At 69.1% G+C, this 16,464-nt stretch carries 19 protein-coding genes; 11 read left to right on the forward strand and 8 right to left on the reverse strand.

Annotated features, from left to right (window positions below):
• Positions 1-140: 140 nt before the first annotated feature.
• The gene (locus tag NVS83_RS04835) at positions 141-1,364 is read right to left on the reverse strand and encodes an amino acid ABC transporter substrate-binding protein (protein ID WP_258738302.1); all 1,224 of its coding nucleotides are present in this window, start codon (positions 1,362-1,364) and stop codon (positions 141-143) included.
• Between the two features lie 441 nt (positions 1,365-1,805).
• On the opposite strand from NVS83_RS04835, the gene NVS83_RS04840 reads away from it, so the two are divergent.
• The 4 genes from NVS83_RS04840 to NVS83_RS04855 are packed head-to-tail and all read left to right on the forward strand — an operon-like array spanning position 1,806 to position 3,989.
• On the forward strand, positions 1,806-2,282 hold the full coding sequence (locus NVS83_RS04840; RefSeq protein ID WP_258738303.1) for an SRPBCC family protein: 477 nt from the start codon (positions 1,806-1,808) through the stop codon (positions 2,280-2,282).
• A gap of 34 nt (positions 2,283-2,316) precedes the next feature.
• On the forward strand, positions 2,317-2,805 hold the full coding sequence (locus NVS83_RS04845) for a (2Fe-2S)-binding protein (protein WP_258738304.1): 489 nt from the start codon (positions 2,317-2,319) through the stop codon (positions 2,803-2,805).
• A gap of 18 nt (positions 2,806-2,823) precedes the next feature.
• Positions 2,824-3,630 (forward strand): FAD binding domain-containing protein, encoded by an 807-nt coding sequence (locus tag NVS83_RS04850; RefSeq protein ID WP_258738305.1) that lies wholly within the window; start codon positions 2,824-2,826, stop codon positions 3,628-3,630.
• 11 nt (positions 3,631-3,641) lie between these two features.
• Entirely contained in the window at positions 3,642-3,989 is a 348-nt protein-coding gene (locus NVS83_RS04855; protein ID WP_258738306.1) for an ArsC family reductase, read from the forward strand.
• Between the two features lie 7 nt (positions 3,990-3,996).
• On the opposite strand, the gene NVS83_RS04860 is transcribed toward NVS83_RS04855, so the two are convergent.
• A complete protein-coding gene (locus NVS83_RS04860; protein ID WP_258738307.1) occupies positions 3,997-4,287 on the reverse strand; it encodes a putative quinol monooxygenase in 291 nt (96 codons plus the stop codon).
• Between the two features lie 135 nt (positions 4,288-4,422).
• Between NVS83_RS04860 and NVS83_RS04865 the strand changes: the two genes are divergently transcribed.
• Positions 4,423-6,045, forward strand: a complete 1,623-nt coding sequence (locus NVS83_RS04865; protein WP_258738308.1) for a peptide chain release factor 3 — start codon at positions 4,423-4,425, stop codon at positions 6,043-6,045.
• 29 nt (positions 6,046-6,074) lie between these two features.
• Here the strand turns inward: NVS83_RS04865 and NVS83_RS04870 are convergent, their stop codons facing one another.
• Together NVS83_RS04870 and NVS83_RS04875 are read right to left on the reverse strand one after the other, a co-directional pair.
• Positions 6,075-7,265: a GGDEF domain-containing protein gene (locus tag NVS83_RS04870; RefSeq protein ID WP_258738309.1), complete on the reverse strand. Its 1,191-nt coding sequence runs from the start codon at positions 7,263-7,265 to the stop codon at positions 6,075-6,077.
• Positions 7,266-7,326: 61 nt separating this feature from the next.
• Positions 7,327-7,752, reverse strand: coding sequence for a L,D-transpeptidase (locus tag NVS83_RS04875; RefSeq protein WP_258738310.1), 426 nt, complete (start codon positions 7,750-7,752; stop codon positions 7,327-7,329).
• 218 nt (positions 7,753-7,970) lie between these two features.
• Here NVS83_RS04875 and NVS83_RS04880 point away from each other — a divergent pair, with 218 nt between their 5' ends.
• The 6 genes from NVS83_RS04880 (at position 7,971) to NVS83_RS04905 (ending at position 13,038) form a co-directional block, all read left to right on the forward strand.
• Entirely contained in the window at positions 7,971-8,540 is a 570-nt protein-coding gene (locus tag NVS83_RS04880) for an NnrU family protein (RefSeq protein ID WP_258738311.1), read from the forward strand.
• 35 nt (positions 8,541-8,575) lie between these two features.
• Positions 8,576-9,397 (forward strand): 3-methyl-2-oxobutanoate hydroxymethyltransferase, encoded by an 822-nt coding sequence (gene panB, locus NVS83_RS04885; RefSeq protein WP_258738312.1) that lies wholly within the window; start codon positions 8,576-8,578, stop codon positions 9,395-9,397.
• Between the two features lie 174 nt (positions 9,398-9,571).
• Positions 9,572-10,321 carry a tetratricopeptide repeat protein gene (locus NVS83_RS04890; RefSeq protein ID WP_258738313.1) on the forward strand — a complete coding sequence of 250 codons (750 nt, stop codon included), beginning with the start codon at positions 9,572-9,574 and terminating at the stop codon, positions 10,319-10,321.
• A gap of 9 nt (positions 10,322-10,330) precedes the next feature.
• Positions 10,331-10,633 (forward strand): hypothetical protein, encoded by a 303-nt coding sequence (locus NVS83_RS04895; RefSeq protein ID WP_258738314.1) that lies wholly within the window; start codon positions 10,331-10,333, stop codon positions 10,631-10,633.
• Between the two features lie 18 nt (positions 10,634-10,651).
• Positions 10,652-11,989, forward strand: a complete 1,338-nt coding sequence (gene der / locus NVS83_RS04900; protein ID WP_258738315.1) for a ribosome biogenesis GTPase Der — start codon at positions 10,652-10,654, stop codon at positions 11,987-11,989.
• 116 nt (positions 11,990-12,105) lie between these two features.
• Complete coding sequence (locus tag NVS83_RS04905; RefSeq protein ID WP_258738316.1) at positions 12,106-13,038, forward strand: EamA family transporter; 933 nt, start codon at positions 12,106-12,108, stop codon at positions 13,036-13,038.
• On the opposite strand, the gene NVS83_RS04910 is transcribed toward NVS83_RS04905, so the two are convergent.
• The 4 genes from NVS83_RS04910 to NVS83_RS04925 all read right to left on the reverse strand — a co-directional run bounded on the left by NVS83_RS04910 (position 13,013) and on the right by NVS83_RS04925 (position 16,434).
• A complete protein-coding gene (locus tag NVS83_RS04910) occupies positions 13,013-13,780 on the reverse strand; it encodes an SDR family NAD(P)-dependent oxidoreductase (protein WP_258738317.1) in 768 nt (255 codons plus the stop codon). The two genes, NVS83_RS04905 and NVS83_RS04910, sit on opposite strands and share 26 nt — an antisense overlap.
• Positions 13,781-13,797: 17 nt before the next feature.
• Positions 13,798-14,214 carry a VOC family protein gene (locus NVS83_RS04915; RefSeq protein ID WP_258738318.1) on the reverse strand — a complete coding sequence of 139 codons (417 nt, stop codon included), beginning with the start codon at positions 14,212-14,214 and terminating at the stop codon, positions 13,798-13,800.
• Positions 14,215-14,245: 31 nt separating this feature from the next.
• A complete protein-coding gene (purF, locus tag NVS83_RS04920; protein ID WP_258738319.1) occupies positions 14,246-15,742 on the reverse strand; it encodes an amidophosphoribosyltransferase in 1,497 nt (498 codons plus the stop codon).
• A gap of 104 nt (positions 15,743-15,846) precedes the next feature.
• A complete protein-coding gene (locus tag NVS83_RS04925) occupies positions 15,847-16,434 on the reverse strand; it encodes a CvpA family protein (RefSeq protein ID WP_258730593.1) in 588 nt (195 codons plus the stop codon).
• Positions 16,435-16,464 lie beyond the last annotated feature (30 nt).

A 16,464-nucleotide genomic window follows, 5' to 3' on the forward strand; every position in this document is an offset into this window, starting at 1 on the left:
GGCTCGCCGGGTCCGGGCGTCGCCGGTCCCGGCGCATGACGGCCGGCTGCGGGGGGAGGGCGGACGGGCCTCTCCCTGAACAAGGCGGGCCGGATGCCGCATGCGGCACCCGGCGCCGTTTCACGAAGCGGAGTAGATGCTCACTTGGGCATCGCGATCATGTCGGCGTTCTTGATGTCCGCCGGGGCGAGCACCTTGATGGCCTCGTCCTGGACCTGGATGATCGGCAGCTCGCGCACGAGGTTCATGCCGTTCGGGCCGAACTTGATCGGGCCGTAGAAGGTCTGGATGTCGGTGGCGGCGATCGCGTCGCGCACCTTCGCCTTGTCGAGCGTGCCGGCCCGCTTCAGCGCGTCGGCGATCACCTCGCCGGCGGCGGCGCAGGAGCCGTGCACATAGTCCGGGTCGCCGCCGGTCTTGGCCTTGAAGTCGCTGTAGAAGTCGGCGGTGGTCGGCCACACGCCCTGGCCCTTGTAGCTCGTGGCGTAGTGCCACCAGCTCGACGAGGTCACGCCGTTGGCGAGCGGGCCGAGGCCCTCGGTGAACTCCTTGTAGGACGGGCCCGTGACCATGGTGACGATCGGCGCGGACACGCCGAGATCCTGCATCTGCTTGCGCGCGAGGATGAGGTCCTGCGTGTAGCCGGTGACGTAGATCCAGTCCGGCTTGGCGGCCTTGATCGAGGAGAGCGCGGCGGCGTGGTCCATGGTGCCGACCGGGTATAGCTCCTTGTAGACGACCTTCAGCCCGCCATCCTCGGCCGCCTTGGCGATGCCCTCGGCCATCGACTTGGGGAACACGTCGTCGCGCCCGAGCACGGCGATGGTCTTGGTGTCCGGGAACTTCTGCTTGAAGAACTTCACCATGGCGGTGGTCATGCCGCCATTGGGCGAGAGCGTGCCGAACAGGTGCGAGAAGCTCTGGTCGAAGACGGATTCGGAGGAGGCGACACAGGCGATGGTCGGGACCTGGTAGCGCTCGCCAACGCCCGCCACGATCTTGGTGTGGCCCGAGCCGAACGGAGCGAACAGGAACTGCACCTTGTCGTCGGTGATCAGCTTCTCGGCGAGCTGGGCGGCGCGCTGACCTTCCGACTGGTAGTCGTACTCGATCAGTTCAACCTTCATCTTCTTGTCGCCGACCTCAAGGCCGCCGGCGTCGTTGACCTTCTCGACCCACATCTTCCACACGATGTCCTGCTTCTTACCCTCGTCGGCCAGGCCGCCCGTGAGCGCGAGCGGTGCGCCGATCTTGATGGTGTCGGCGTCCTGGGCCCCGGCGGGGACCGAGGCAAAAATTCCCGTCGCGAGGCCGCCCGCCATCAAGGCGAGCCGCGCCGAGCGGAAGAAACCCTGTCTGGACATGTCAGTTTCCCCTGTTCTGGAACAGTTGTGACCGTTACCCCCGTAGGTTGAGGGGCTTCTTGGAAGGTGCGCCCGCCGTAACCTCGCCGAACGTCGTTTACTTGCGGCAGGTATGGTGTGCTATGTGACCATACCAATGCCCCCTTTTTGCTCAATACTGATTGAGACTTAGGGCTGAGTGAATTTTATGCACGAGACGCCTGACATACAAGCATTCATTCGGCTTTCCCTACGTCCGCGGGGGTCGAAGACGCCGCAAAGTCAGGTGGTGTCATGCTTGGCACGCGCGTTGCTGCATCCCGCGCCGCCCCGGCTCGGGCGGTATGTGGGGAAGGGCCCACAATTTCCGCTGCGTAAGAGCAGGTGGGCGGGAGCAGGGCTCGGCATCGGCTGCGCCGGCGGAAGATGCCGGCGAATGATCAGAAAGGATCGGGTGGAATCATGGATCTGACCGGCTCACAGCGCATCGAGGCGCCGCGCGACGAGGTCTGGCGCGCGCTGAACGATCCCGAGGTGCTGCGCCAGTGCATTCCCGGCTGCCAGGAACTCACCCAGGCCTCGCCGACCGAGTTCACCGCCAAGGTGGTGCTCAAGATCGGCCCGATGAAGGCGACCTTCGCCGGCGCGGTGACGCTGTCGGAGCTGGAGCCGCCCAGCGGCTGCGTCATCACCGGCGAGGGGCAGGGCGGCGTGGCCGGCTTCGCCAGGGGCGGGGCGAAGGTCTGGCTGGTCGAGGAGGAGGCGGCGACGATCCTCAACTACGAGGCGCAGGTCAAGGTGGGCGGCAAGATCGCCCAGCTCGGCGCGCGGCTGATCGACAGCACCGCCAAGAAGCTGGCCGGCGAGTTCTTCGGCGCCTTCGGCCGGGTGGTGGCCCCGCAGGCCGCGCCCGAGGCGGACGAAGCCGCCGCGCAATAGTAGAACGAGGCATTGGGCGACCGGGAGCAAGCCGATGCAGACCATCACACTCAACGTAAACGGCGCGCCGGTCACGGCGACCATCGACGTGCGCACGCTGCTGGTGCAGCTGCTGCGCGACGATCTGCGCCTCACCGGCACCCATGTGGGCTGCGACACCAGCCAGTGCGGCGCCTGCACCGTCCATCTTGACGGGCTGGCGGTGAAGGCGTGCTCGGTGCTCGCCGTGCAGGCCGACGGGGCCGAGGTCACGACGGTCGAGGGCGTCGGCGGCAGCGAGCATCTGCACCCGATGCAGGAGGCCTTCCGCGAGCATCACGGCCTGCAGTGCGGCTTCTGTACGCCGGGCATGATCATGGCCGGGATCGATATCGTGCGCCGCCACGGCGCCGATCTCGACGAGGCGACCGTGCGGGCCGAGCTCGAGGGCAATATCTGCCGCTGCACCGGCTACCACAACATCGTGCTCGCCATCATGGCGGGCGCGCAGGCGATGGCGGCCCTGCCCGCCGCGGCCGAGTGAGCACGAGGCGGAGCACCGATGTTTCCCTTCACCTATCACCGTCCCGCCGACCTCGACGCCGCGCGCGGCCTCGTCGCCGCCAATGAGGAGGCCAAGCTCCTCGCCGGCGGCCAGACCCTCATCGCCACGCTGAAGCAGCGCCTCGCCGGGCCGAGCGACCTCGTCGACCTCGCCGGCGTGCCGGGCCTTGCCGGCGTGTCGCGCGGGGGCGACGCGCTCGTGATCGGCGCGATGACGCGCCATGCGGACGTCGCCGCTTCGCCTCTGGTGCGCGAGGCGCTGCCGGCGCTGGCGGAGCTCGCCGAGCTGATCGGCGACCCGGCGGTGCGCAATCGCGGCACCATCGGCGGCTCGGTCGCCAATAACGACCCCTCGGCCGACTATCCGGCCGCCTGCCTCGGCCTCGCCGCCACCATCGTGACCGACCGGCGCCGGATCGCGGCGGGTGACTTCTTCCTCGGCCTGTTCGAGACCGCGCTCGAGCCGGACGAGATCATCCTGTCCGTCGCCTTCCCGGTCGGCGGTGCGGCGGCCTATGAGAAGTTCCCCAACCCGGCTTCGCGCTACGCCATGGCCGGCGCCTTCGTCTGGCGCGGGGAGGGTGCGGTCCGTGTCGCCATCACCGGCGCCGGGCAGGAGGGTGTGTTCCGATGGAGCGAGGCCGAGGCGGCGCTCGCCGGCGATTTCACCCCGCGCGCACTGGAGGGCCTCGCGCTCGACGGCGATGCGATGATCGCCGACATCCACGGCTCCGGTGCCTATCGCGCCCATCTCGCGGGCGTTATGACGAAGCGCGCCGTGGCGCGGATCGTCGGGCAGGGCTGAGGGAAACGGGCGTGGCAGTCACCATCTACGGCATCAGGAACTGCGACACGATGAAGAAGGCGCGGGCCTGGCTCGACGCGCACGGCGTCGTCTACGGCTTCCACGACTACAAGGCCGAAGGCATCGACCCCGCCCATCTGAACGCATGGGCCGGCAAGGTCGGCTGGGAGGTGCTGCTCAACCGGGCCGGCACCACCTTCCGCAAGCTCTCCGATGCGGAGAAGGCGGATATCGATCGGGCGAAGGCGTTCGCGCTGATGCAGGCGCAGCCCTCGCTGATCAAGCGGCCGGTGCTGGAGGCGAATGGCGCCGTGCTGGTCGGCTTCAAGCCGGAGATCTACGAGAAGCAGTTCGGCTGAGCCGGCCCTAGAGGCCGACGCCGCCCAGCGGCTCGGTCTCATGCCGGTTATCGAAGCCGGCGATCAGCGGGCGCGCCTTCGCGATGGTCGCCTGCACGGCGGGGAGCGCGAGCGAGGCCTTGTGACTTTCCGCGCTGTCCCAGACCTCGCTGATCCAGATGCCGTCCCCATGCGCGGGATCGCGGGCGATGACGTAGCTCCGGCAGCCCGGCATGTCGGAGATCTGGCCGAGCAGGATGTCGAGCAGTTCCTCGCGCCGGCCGGCGACGGCGACCATGCGGCCGATCAGACCATACATACGCTTTTCCTCCGCATTGACCGTTCCGCCCGGCGACCGATCGTGCTGCCGGGCACGCCATCCTACGCGATTGCATGGCCACGCCGACCGCGCCACCCCTTGATCCGGCGCGCCTTCCCTGCCACATCCCGCGCCATGAACGCCATCTCGACTTCCGCCGCCTCCAATTCGGCCGCTTCGCCCATCGCGCTCGAAGTCGCGCGCCGGCGCACCTTCGCGATCATCTCGCACCCGGACGCGGGCAAGACGACGCTGACCGAGAAGCTGCTGCTGTTCGGCGGCGCGATCCAGCTCGCCGGCCATGTGCGCGCCAAGCGCGACCGCCGCTCCACCCGCTCGGACTGGATGGCGATCGAGCGCGAGCGCGGCATCTCGGTCGCCACCTCGGTGATGACCTTCGAGTTCGAGGGGCACGTCTTCAACCTGCTGGATACGCCGGGCCATGAGGACTTCTCGGAGGACACCTACCGCACGCTGACCGCGGTCGACGCGGCGGTAATGGTGATCGACGCCGCCAAGGGCATCGAGTCCCGCACCCGCAAGCTGCTGGAAGTGTGCCGGCTGCGCGACATCCCGATCATCACCTTCATCAACAAGATGGACCGCGAGAGCCGCGACCCGTTCGAGATCCTCGACGAGATCGAGAAGACGCTGGCGCTCGACACCACGCCGATGACCTGGCCGGTGGGGCGCGGGCGCGACTTCGTCGGCACGGTGGACGTCGCGACCGGCGGCGTGCGCCTGCTCGACGGCGACGAGGGCAAGACCGGTCCGCTGCGCAAGATGTCGGCGGCCGAGATCGCCGCGCTGAACGTCACGCTCGACGCCGGCGCGCTCGATGACGAGCTCACGCTGGTGCGCGAGGGCTGCAACCCGTTCGACCTCGATTCCTTCCTCGAGGGCCATCTCACGCCGGTCTATTTCGGTTCGGCGCTGCGCAATTTCGGCGTCGGCGACCTGCTGGAAGGCCTCGGCCGCTTCGCCCCGCCGCCGCGCGCGCAGGACGCCGACAAGCGCCGGGTGGAGGCGGAGGAGGGCCGGATGACCGCCTTCGTCTTCAAGATCCAGGCGAACATGGACCCGAACCACCGCGACCGCATGGCGTTCGCGCGCCTGTGCTCGGGCAAGCTGACCCGCGGCATGAAGGCGAAGCTGGTGCGCACCGGCAAGCCGATGAGCCTCGCGACGCCGCAGTTCTTCTTCGCGCAGGACCGCCAGCTCGCCGAGGAGGCCTATGCCGGCGACGTGGTGGGCATCCCCAACCACGGAAACCTGCGCATCGGCGACACGCTCACAGAGGGCGAGGAGATCAACTTCGTCGGCGTGCCGAGCTTCGCGCCGGAAATCCTGCGCCGCGTGAAGCTCTCCGACGCCATGAAGGCGAAGAAGCTGAAGCAGGCGCTGCAGGAGATGGCGGAGGAGGGCGTGGTCCAGGTGTTCCGCCCGACCGACGGCTCGCCGGCGCTGGTCGGCGTGGTCGGCCCGCTGCAGCTCGACGTGCTGAAGAACCGCCTCGATGCCGAATACGGGCTCGATGTCGGCTTCGACACCTCCGAGTTCCAGCTCGCGCGCTGGGTCTCCTGCGAGGACGGGAAGAAGCTCGAGGAGTTCGCCGCCGCCAACCGTCTGTCGACCGCCGACGATCTCGACGGCGACCTGGTCTTCCTCAGCCCGTCGGCGTTCATGATCGGCTACACCGGCGACCGCTGGCCGGGCATCGTGTTCACCGACGTGAAGGACGTGAAGAAGGCGGCCTAGCCGCCGCCCTCGGTTCCCGCCGCCTCGGGTCAGCCGAGCTTGGAGCGGGTCTGGCTGGCGATCTGTGGCTCGGCGGACATCACGCAGTCGCGGCCGGCGTTCTTCGCCGCGTAGAGCGCCTTGTCGGCCGCGCTGAGCACGGTCTCGAACGCGGCGCCATGGGTCATGCCGAAGGCGATGCCCGCGCTCGCCGTGCCGCCCATCCCGTCGAGGCCGAGCTGGTTCACCAGAAGCTGAAAGCTCTCGCGCACGGCTTCGGCGGTGTGCAGCGAGCCCTCGGCCGTGGTCGCGGGCACCACGAGGGCGAACTCCTCGCCGCCGAGGCGCGCCGCCGCTCCGCCATCGGTGAGATGCATCTCCAGCGCCGCCGCGAACAGGGTGATGACGCGGTCGCCCACGGCATGACCGTGCCGGTCGTTGATGGCCTTGAAGCGGTCGATATCGAACACGATGACGGCGGTTTCGCGCGGCAGCGGACGCAGGCCGAACATGTCGAACAGGGCGCGGCGGTTGAGCAGCCCGGTGAGTGAATCGGTCATCGCGTCCTGGCGGTGGCGGCGCACCTGCCGCGCCTGGGTGAGCGCCAGCGTCAGCGCGCCGATGCCCGGCACGACCGCGATCAGCACGAGCAGCGACAGGTCCTCCGCCCAGTTGCCCGGTGCGCCGGGCAGCACGGTGCGCCCGTCCCGCAGGATGGCCAGCGCGCAGAGCAGGAAGCTCGCCGCGATCAGCCCGTAGAGTATGCACAGGCTGGTGATGATCACCGGTGCTTGCCGCCGGGCCTTCCAGTACTGCACGATCACCGCGAGCAGCAGGAAGGTGACCATCAGGTTGACTGGGACGAAGCCGAGCCCGGTATAGCCGGCCGCGAGCATCGGCAGGCCAATGACGTTGGCGGCGATCGCGTGCCTGGCCACCATCCAGCGCGGCAGCCGGTCGGTGCGGAACTGGTGGCCGGCGCCAACCAGCATGGCGAGTCCGCAGTAGATGATCGAAAAGGCGGACGTCGCGACGATCGGCTGGAGATTGGCGACGTAGAACCCGTAGAGCAGCAGGCCGAGCCCGCACATCGCCCCGCCCAGCGAGACGGTGAGCAGGAACGCGTCGCGCGGCGCCATCAGCCAGGCGAGGAACACCATGATAGAAAGGCAGGCGGCGGAGATGCCGACGGCGGCCAGAAGCGTGACGTAGTCGAGCAGCATCTCGAGGGCTCCGCGCATCTACGCTGCGAGGTCGCGGGTTGGAGTACGATAGGAACGCAGACGCAGGCGACAGCCCGAACTACCGGGTGATTACAATAGACGTGTTGTTGCGGCCATAGCTGTTGACGAGTGCGTACAGGGTCGCGGCATTTCCAGGACGCAGCCGGATGCACCCGTGCGAGGCCGGCCGGCCGAGGCGCCGCAGATCGTTCGTTCCGTGGATGGCGTAGCCGCCATGGAAGAAGATCGAGTATGGCATCGGCGAATTGTAGTATTTGCGCGAGAAGTAGCGCCGGTACATGCGCTGGGGACGGAAGGTGCCGACCGGCGTGCGATAGCCCCGGCGCGCGGTGGAGACGGACCACACATATTCGCGCCAGCCGTCGACCCACACCTCCATGCGTTGCGACGACAGGTCGATACGGGCGACCACGGCCTGCGCGAGCGCGGAAACCGGAAGCGCGGTCAAGACGAACAGAGCCAGCGCGGCGAACAGGCGCCTCATACCCCTTTACCCTCCGTTTCGCGAAATGTCGCACACGTGGAGGCGAAGAGGGAGCCCCTATGCAGCCTATGGTTTATGTCGCCGCGCTGTTTCCCTTCCTTCCGGGCCTACCTCCGGCCTGGAGAGGCCCAAAGGCGCCCGGCGCGTGGCCGAGAGGCGCATGGCGTGCTGATTGGAAACGATCTAGCGTCGCGCCGAATCCATCTGGGAGCGATGTCATGATCCTGATGCTGGCCGGCCTCGTGCTGTTCGTTGCCATCCACCTGTTCTCCGCCCGGCGGTCGCTGCGCGCGGCGGCGATCGGCCAGCTCGGCAAGGTGCCGTATCAGGCGATCCACGGCATCCTTGCCCTGGTCGGCGTCCTGATGATCGCCTACGGCTATGGCGAGTGGCGCGCGGCCGGGCCGGCGCAGCTCTACACGCCGCCGGTCGGGCTGCGGCACGTCGCGCTGCTGCTGATGCTGCTGGCCTCGATCGCCGCGGTGGCGCAGTTCGTGCCGAGCCGCCTCAAGGCGATGCTGAAATTCCCCTTCCTCGTCGCGGTGAAGACCTGGGCGCTGGCGCATCTTCTGGCCAATGGCGACGCGGCGACGGTGACGCTCGCGGTGGTGATCCTCGCCTGGGCGGTGATGATGCGGATCAGCGCCAAGCGGCGCGGCGACCCGCTGCCGGTCGCCCCCGCCGGCTGGACCGGGGACATCATTGCGGTCGTCGGCGGTGTCGTGCTTTATGCGGCCCTCGCATTCTGGTTCCACCCCCACATCGTCGGGGTGCCTGTCATGGGCTGAGCAAGCCCAAGAAGAATAAGAGGAAAACGTCCGCCATGTCCGTCCAGTCCGCTGTCCGCCGGCTCACCGCTCCGGATATCCGCGCGAGGAAGGGCGGCGAGCCGATCGTCTCGCTCACCGCCTACCACGCTCATACGGCGCGCCTCATTGACCCGCATGTGGACTTCATGCTGGTCGGCGATTCGCTGGGCAACGTCATGCACGGGCTGGAGACCACGATCCCCGTCACGGTCGAGATGATGATCCTTCAGGGGCAGGCGGTGATGCGCGGCTCGAAGCGCGCGCTGGTGGTGGTCGACCTGCCGTTCGGCTCCTATGAGGGCTCGCCGCAGCAGGCCTTCGCCACCGCCACGCGGGTGCTGAAGGAGACCGGCGCCGGCGCGATCAAGCTCGAGGGCGGCCGGCGCATGGCCGAGACGGTGCGCTTCCTGGCCGATCGCGGCGTGCCGGTGATGGGCCATGTCGGCCTGACGCCGCAGTCGATCAACACGCTCGGCTCGTTCCGCGCGCTCGGGCGCGACGACGAGAGCGCCGCGATCATCCTCGATGACGCCTGCGCGATCTCCGAGGCCGGGGCCTTCGCCATCGTGCTGGAGGCGATCTCCGAGCCGCTGGCCCGGCAGATCACGCAGGAAGTGGCGGCGCCGACCATCGGCATCGGCGGCTCGTCCGCCTGCGACGGGCAGATCCTGGTGCTCGAGGACATGCTCGGCCTGTCCGACCGGGTGCCGCGCTTCGTCAAGAAGTTCGCCAATATCGGCCCCGCGATCGGCGAGGCGGTGGAGGCCTATGCCAGCGAGGTGCGCGCCCGCAGCTTCCCGGCCGAGGAGCACACCTACGCGCCGAAGAAAGCATGACCACCGGGCATCGGAAGCCCTTCGCAGAGCGCCGGAAGGCGCGACGCGCAGGGTGGTAACCCGATTTGCCTTGTTGAAGCCGCATCGCTAGTTTACGCGGCCTTTTCCCAAGCTGGTCTGCCGTCCACGGCGCGGCCGCGCCGGCTTTCTCGATGCATTGCCCACGGACACGACATGGCTGACATCTTCCACGAGATCGACGAGGACATTCGTCGCGAACGGTTCAGCCGACTCTGGAACCGGTTCGGCATCTACATCATCGCCCTGGCGGTGCTGATCGTTCTCGGCGTCGCCGGCTGGCGCACCTATGAATGGTGGAAGCTCCAGCAGGAGGAGGCCGTGGGTGCCCGCTTCGAGGCTGCGCTCAAGCTCGGCACCGAGGGCAAGCATCAGGAGGCCGAGGCCGCCTTCACCGAGATCGAGAAGGACGGCACGGCTGGCTACCGCACGCTGGCGCGCTTCCGCGCCGCGACCGAGCTCGCCGCCACCGACCAGACTAAGGCGGTAGCGGATTTCGACGCCCTCGCATCCGATGAGGGCATCCCCTTCCTGATGCGCGACATGGCGCGCGTGCGGGCGGCGGCGCTGCTCGTCGACACCGCGCCGCTGTCGGAGATCCAGAGCCGGATGGGCACGCTCGACACGCCCGACGATTCCTTCCGCCATTCGGCGCGCGAGCTGATCGGCCTCGCCCAGTACAAGGCCGGCGACTACAAGGGCGCCGAGGCCACCTTCACCAAGATCCTCAACGATGCGCAGACCCCGCCGGGGCTGCACCAGCGGGCGGACCTGATGCGCACGCTCGCGGCCGCTTCGGCCGGTACCGCCGAGGCGCCGGCGGCCACCTCGACGCCGGCTGCCGCGCCGGCTCCGAGCGCCGCGGCGAGCGAAACGCCGGGCGCGCACGCGCCGGCCGTGCAGTAGGAGGCGGGTATGGTTTCGACTTCTTCCCGGCAGCTTCTGCGCCGGCTGCTGCTGGTCGCCCTCGTCGGCTGTACGGCGCTCACCGTCGCCGGCTGCGAATCGCTCGACAAGCTGAACCCCTTCGCCGAGAAGGAGAAGAAGCTGCCGGGCACGCGCGTCCCGGTGTTCCCGGAGGGCGTTCCCGGCGTCGATTACAACGCCGCCCCGCCGCAGCCGGCCAATTCCGCCTACGGACTTGCGCCCGATCCCAGCACGGCTCCGCCGGCAGGAGCGCAGGGCACGGCCCCCGCCGCTTCGCCGCCGCCCGAATAGCGCCACAGCGTTCCCGCCATGACGATGACCATCGCCATCGTCGGCCGGCCGAATGTCGGCAAGTCGACGCTCTTCAACCGGCTGGTCGGCAAGCGCCTCGCGCTGGTCGACGACCGGCCCGGTGTGACGCGCGACCGCCGCGAAGGCGACGGGCGACTCGGGCACCTGTCGTTCCGCGTCATCGACACCGCCGGGCTGGAGGAGGCCAAGGCGGAATCGCTCGAAGGGCGCATGCGGGCGCAGACCGAGACCGCGATCGCCGACGCCGACGTCATCCTGTTCATGATCGACGCCAAGTCCGGGGTCACGCCCACCGACCGCTCCTTCGCCGAGCTCACCCGCCGCTCGGGCAAGCCCACCATCCTGGTCGCGAACAAGAGCGAGGCGCGCGGCGCCGATGCGCTCGACGCCTTCGCGCTCGGCCTCGGTGACCCGGTGGAGCTTTCCGCGGAGCATGGCGACGGCATGGCCGACCTCGTGCGCGCGCTCGCCGAATTCGTGCCGGACGAGGACGAGGAGGAGGACGGCGAGGGTGAGGGCGGCCGGCGCATCCGCGTCGCCGTGCTCGGGCGCCCCAATGCCGGCAAGTCGACGCTGATCAACGCCCTGCTTGGCGAGGAGCGGCTGCTCACCGGCCCGGAGGCCGGCATCACCCGCGATTCGATCTCGGTCGACGTCGAGCGTCACGGCGTTGCGCTGCGTGTGTTCGACACCGCCGGCATGCGCAAGCGCGCCCGCATCGACGACAAGCTGGAGAAGCTCTCCGTCGCCGACGGCCTGCGCGCTGCGCGCTTCGCCGAGGTGGTGGTGGTGCTGATGGACGCCACCCACCCGTTCGAGGAGCAGGACCTGCGCATCGTCGACCTCGCCGAGCGCGAGGGCCGGGCGGTGGTGATCGCGCTGTCGAAGTCCGATCTCGTCCCGGACCGCGCCGGCTTCGCCAAGAAGATGCGCGAGGAGGCCGACCACTGGCTGCCGCAGGTGAAGGGCGCGCCGGTGGTTCTGGTCTCGGGCCTCACCGGCGACGGCCTCGACCGGCTGGTACGCGCGGTCGAGGCGGCGCACAAGGTGTGGAACCGGCGCGTGGCGACCAACCCGCTCAATCGCTGGCTCGGCGAGATGACGAGCGAGCATCCGCCACCGGCGGTGTCCGGGCGGCGCATCAAGCTGCGCTACATGACCCAGCCCAAGGCGCGCCCGCCGAGCTTCGTGCTGTTCTGCTCGCGCTCGGACGCGCTGCCGGAGAGCTATCTGCGCTATCTCGTCAACAATCTGCGCACCAGCTTCGACCTGCCCGGCGTGCCGATCCGGCTGACGCTGCGCGAGAAGGACAATCCCTACGCCGAGAAGGACTGAGGCGGCCCGCCCGGCGGGGCAGGGGATAAAGGGCGGGGCGAAGGCGCCCGCCGGGGCTCGAAACGGCGCCGCGCGGCTGGCATGCTGGCAGCCTCCCGATTCCTGGATTTTCCGGCATGTTGATCGGCATTCTCGGCGGCCTGCTGACGGGCGCGACCTGGGGGCTTTCCTTCGTCGCGCCGCGGGCGATTGCGCCGGTGTCGGCGTTCGATTTCTCCGTCGTCCGCTACCTGCTGTTCGGCCTCGTCAGCCTGCTGCTGATGGCCGCTCCGCGCTTTCGCCCCTCGGGCATGACCACCCGGCAGCTCGTCCTGGGCGGCGCGCTCGGGGCGTTCGGCTATTTCGGCTATTTCCTCGCCATCTCCTACGCCGTCCTGTTCGCCGGCGCGGTGCTGCCGCCGCTCATCACCGGCACCGCGCCGGTGCTGCTCGCGGTGGTCGCCAATCTGCGCGAGCGCACGGTGGCCTGGCGCTCGATCGCACTGCCGCTGGCGCTGATCGTCGCCGGGCTGGTGCTCGTCAACGCCCACGACCTTCGCGCGGCGGCGCCGGATGAGGCCGATGCGGTGCTCGCCGGCGCGGCGCTGTCGCTGCTGGCGCTGGGAATCTGGATCCTCTACGGACTCGCCAATGCCGCCGCGCTGCGTGCGGCAGCCGCGCCGGACGCGCTGCGCTGGACCGGCCTGCAGGGCCTCGGGGCCGGCGCGGCGGCGGTGGCGCTGATGCCCTTCGGGCTCGACGCCGGGCTGCTCGGCCACGACCGCGAGGTGACGACGCGCTTCCTCGCCTGGGCGCTCGGCATGGGCGTGGTCGCCTCCTGGCTCGGCACCTATGGCTGGGTCGTCGCCTCGCAACGCCTGCCGCTGGCCCTGTCGGCGCAGCTCATCGTCGCCGAGACGGTGTTCGGCCTCGGCTACGGGCTCGCCTTCGAGCAGCGCTGGCCGAGCGCGGCGGAGACGGCCGGCGCGGCGCTGCAGCTCGTCGGCGTGGTGGCGGCGGTGGCGATATTCAGCCGGCGCCGGCTCACGCCGGAACCGGGAATTCCTTGAGCGAGCGGGTGGGGAAGTCGTAGAGCCTGCCGGTCTCGTTGAAGCTCGGCAGGCAGAGCGGCAGGATCGCGCTCGCGAGCTCCTCCGGCGTGGGAAGCGTCTGCGGGTCCTCGCTCGGGAACGCCTTGGCCCGCATGCGGGTGCGGATCGGTCCCGGATTGACCAGATTGACCGCGAGCGGCGAAATGTTGGCGACCTCGGCTGCCCAGGTGCGGGCGAGGACCTCGACGCCGGCCTTGGTGACGGCATAGGTGCCCCAGAAGGCGCGCGCCTTGTGGGCGGCGCCCGAGGAGACCAGCACCGCGCGGCCGGCGGTCGAGAGCCGCAGCAGCGGATCGAGCGAGCGCACCAGGCGCCAGTTGGCGGTGAGGTTGACGGCGATGGCGTCGTCCCACTCCTTCGGCTCGACCTGCGCCAGCGGCGTCATCGGGCCGAGCACGCCGGCATTGCCGACGAACACGTCGAGCCGGCCGAAGCGCTCGAAGAGCGCGCCGCCGAGCCGGTCGATGCCCGGGCCGTCCTTCAGGTCGAGGGGGACCAGCGTCGCGGTGGAGCCGGCGGCGACGATAGCGTCGTCGAGCTCCTCCAGCGCTCCGGCGGTGCGCCCCACGGCGACCACATGGGCGCCCGCGCCGGCGAGTGCGAGGGCGATCGCCCGGCCGATGCCCCGGGTCGCGCCGGTGACGAGCGCGTAGCTTCCCTCGAGCGGGCGCGCGGCGCCCTCTGCTGCGGTATCGGTCATCGACGTTTCCCCGAGATTCAAGACGCGTCCGTCAGCACCACCGAAGGCGCGGAACGCGTGGCCGGGCCGTGGCAGACGGCCTCGATGTTGTTGCCTTCGGGATCGAGCACGAAGGCGGCGTAGTAACCCGGATGATAGCTGCGCAGGCCCGGCGCGCCATTGTCGCGCCCGCCCGCCGCCAGCGCCGCGGCGTAGAAGTGCTGGACGGTCTCGTGGTCCGGCGCCTGGAAGGCGATGTGGGCGCGCCCGGTCAGCGGCTCGCCCGGCGAGACAAAGAGTTCGTCGGCGTAGAAATAGCCTTCGCCGGCGACGAGAGGCACGCCGAGCACCTCGAGCACCGCGCCATAGAAGCGCCGGCTCGCCTCGAGGTCACGCACCACGAGCTGAATGTGGTCGATGAGGCGGCCGCGATGCCACTGGTTGAGCTCGACCATGCCGCCTCGTTCGTCCCTCTCCCGCGCCGCCTCAGCTCGCCTCGGCCAGCAGCGAGAGCTGGCGCGGCGCCACCTCGCCCACGCGGTCGGTGAGCGGGGTCGGATATTCGCCGGTGAAGCAATGGTCGGTGAACTGCGGGCGCATCGGGTCGCGGCCCTCGAAGCCCATCGCCTTGTAGATGCCGTCGATGGAGAGGAAGGCGAGGCTGTCGGCGCCAATATAGTGGCGCATGCCCTCGAGGTCGTGGGTGGCGGCGAGCAGCTTGTCGCGGTCCGGCGTGTCGATGCCGTAATAGTCCGGGTGGGTGATCGGCGGCGAGGAGATGCGGAAATGCACCTCGCGCGCCCCGGCCTCGCGCATCATGCGCACGATCTTCACCGAGGTGGTGCCGCGGACCAGGCTGTCGTCGATGAGCACGATGCTCTTGCCCTCGACGACCGAACGGTTGGCCGAGTGCTTCATGCGCACGCCCTGGTCGCGGATCGACTGGGTCGGCTGGATGAAGGTGCGCCCGACATAGTGGTTGCGGATGATGCCGAGCTCGTAGGGGATGCCGGCGGCCTGCGCGTAGCCGATGGCGGCGGGCACGCCGGAATCGGGCACCGGCACCACGACGTCGGCATTCGCGGGCGCCTCGCTCGCGAGCTGCACGCCCATGTTCTTGCGCACCTGGTAGACCGAGCGCCCGCCGACGACCGAATCCGGCCGGGCGAAATAGATGTACTCGAAGATGCAGGGGCGCGGCGTGACGGCGCCGAAGGGGCGCAGCGTCTCGACCTTGTCGGAGGAGAAGACGATCACCTCGCCGGGCTCGATGTCCCGCACGTGGCGCGCACCAATTATGTCGAGCGCGCAGGTCTCCGAGGTCAGGATCGGGTGCCCGTCGAGCTCGCCCAGCACCAGCGGACGGATGCCGAGCGGGTCGCGCGCGCCCACCAGCTTCTTGTTGGTGAGCCCGACGAAGGCGTAGGCGCCCTCGATCGCGCGCAGCGCGTCGATGAAGCGCTCGGTGAAGCGCGGGCGCTTGGAGCGCGCGACGAGGTGCAGCATCACCTCGGTGTCGGAGGTCGACTGGCAGATGGCGCCGTCGCGGATGAGCTGGCGGCGCAGCGACAGGCCGTTGGTGAGATTGCCGTTATGGGCGATGGCGAAGCCGCCGCCGTCGAGCTCGGCGAAGAGTGGCTGCACGTTGCGCAGGATGGTCTCGCCAGTGGTCGAATAGCGTACATGGCCGACCGCGATCTGGCCCGGCAGGCGCTTGATGGTCTCGGCGTCGGAGAAGGCGTCGCTGACCAGTCCGAGGCGGCGCTCGGAGTGAAAACGCTGGCCATCGTAAGTGGTTATGCCCGCCGCTTCCTGGCCGCGATGCTGGAGCGCATGCAGGCCCAGCGCGGTGATGGCGGCAGCATCGGGATGCCCGTAAATGCCGAATACGCCGCACTCCTCGCGCAGCGTATCCCCGTAATCATCGTAGAAATCGTCGGCTTCGCCCGATTTCGACACCGCGTGCCCGGCTATATGCGCCATCTCACCATCGCTCCGCTCTGCGCAGTTCAAGGCTGCGCCCGCTCTCTACGCTGGAATGCCATCCACGCGCCGCCGCGACGGCTTGTCCCGAAGGCGCGGAGAAATTATGGCGCCGGAGGTGTCGTCGAAGGCGCCGGCCCCGGATTGAAGGGCTCGGGCGGCGGCTCGCTCGGCTCCACGTCCCGTGAGTTCTTGATGTCGCGTATCAGCTTCTCGGGATCTTCCGGCAGAATGGAGATGAGCCAGTCACCCGCGTTTTGCAAGACCACACGCGACCGCGCGTCGCGAATCCAGCCCGGCTGGCCCTGTTCGTTCTGGACCAGCCAGTTGAAGAACAGGAAGGCCACAACCATTATGAGGAATCCGCGCGCCAGCCCGAAGATGAAGCCCAGCGTGCGATCCAGCGCGCCGATCCGGCTGTCGAGCACGAGATCGGAGATGCGCACGGTGATGAGCGACACGATCAGCAGCGTGATGAGGAACACCGCCGCCACCGTCGCCGCCATGGCGAAGGTGTCGTTGGCGATGTACTGCTTGGCGTAGGGCAGGGCCAGCGGATAGGCGTACAGCGTCACGCCTGCGGCGATGACCCACGACGCGATGGCGAAGACCTCGCGCACGAGACCACGCACCATCGCCAGCAGGCCGGAGATCACCATCACGGCGACAAGGATGATGTCGAGCAGCGTCAAGAGTTTCGCACCGTGATCGCGGCGTTCAAG

The organism is Ancylobacter mangrovi (genome assembly GCF_024752335.1).
Classification (GTDB): Bacteria; Pseudomonadota; Alphaproteobacteria; order Rhizobiales; family Xanthobacteraceae; genus Ancylobacter; species Ancylobacter mangrovi.

Excerpts from the sequence above, each read along its gene's own strand:
- NVS83_RS04835 (WP_258738302.1), bottom strand. The coding sequence starts at position 1,364 with ATGTCCAGACAGGGTTTCTTCCGCTCGGCGCGGCTCGCCTTGATGGCG.
- NVS83_RS04840 (WP_258738303.1), top strand. The coding sequence starts at position 1,806 with ATGGATCTGACCGGCTCACAGCGCATCGAGGCGCCGCGCGACGAGGTC.
- NVS83_RS04845 (WP_258738304.1), top strand. The coding sequence starts at position 2,317 with ATGCAGACCATCACACTCAACGTAAACGGCGCGCCGGTCACGGCGACC.
- NVS83_RS04850 (WP_258738305.1), top strand. The coding sequence starts at position 2,824 with ATGTTTCCCTTCACCTATCACCGTCCCGCCGACCTCGACGCCGCGCGC.
- NVS83_RS04860 (WP_258738307.1), bottom strand. The coding sequence starts at position 4,287 with ATGTATGGTCTGATCGGCCGCATGGTCGCCGTCGCCGGCCGGCGCGAG.
- NVS83_RS04865 (WP_258738308.1), top strand. The coding sequence starts at position 4,423 with ATGAACGCCATCTCGACTTCCGCCGCCTCCAATTCGGCCGCTTCGCCC.
- NVS83_RS04870 (WP_258738309.1), bottom strand. The coding sequence starts at position 7,265 with ATGCGCGGAGCCCTCGAGATGCTGCTCGACTACGTCACGCTTCTGGCC.
- NVS83_RS04875 (WP_258738310.1), bottom strand. The coding sequence starts at position 7,752 with ATGAGGCGCCTGTTCGCCGCGCTGGCTCTGTTCGTCTTGACCGCGCTT.
- NVS83_RS04880 (WP_258738311.1), top strand. The coding sequence starts at position 7,971 with ATGATCCTGATGCTGGCCGGCCTCGTGCTGTTCGTTGCCATCCACCTG.
- panB (WP_258738312.1), top strand. The coding sequence starts at position 8,576 with ATGTCCGTCCAGTCCGCTGTCCGCCGGCTCACCGCTCCGGATATCCGC.
- NVS83_RS04890 (WP_258738313.1), top strand. The coding sequence starts at position 9,572 with ATGGCTGACATCTTCCACGAGATCGACGAGGACATTCGTCGCGAACGG.
- NVS83_RS04895 (WP_258738314.1), top strand. The coding sequence starts at position 10,331 with ATGGTTTCGACTTCTTCCCGGCAGCTTCTGCGCCGGCTGCTGCTGGTC.
- der (WP_258738315.1), top strand. The coding sequence starts at position 10,652 with ATGACGATGACCATCGCCATCGTCGGCCGGCCGAATGTCGGCAAGTCG.
- NVS83_RS04905 (WP_258738316.1), top strand. The coding sequence starts at position 12,106 with ATGTTGATCGGCATTCTCGGCGGCCTGCTGACGGGCGCGACCTGGGGG.
- NVS83_RS04910 (WP_258738317.1), bottom strand. The coding sequence starts at position 13,780 with ATGACCGATACCGCAGCAGAGGGCGCCGCGCGCCCGCTCGAGGGAAGC.
- NVS83_RS04915 (WP_258738318.1), bottom strand. The coding sequence starts at position 14,214 with ATGGTCGAGCTCAACCAGTGGCATCGCGGCCGCCTCATCGACCACATT.
- purF (WP_258738319.1), bottom strand. The coding sequence starts at position 15,742 with ATGGCGCATATAGCCGGGCACGCGGTGTCGAAATCGGGCGAAGCCGAC.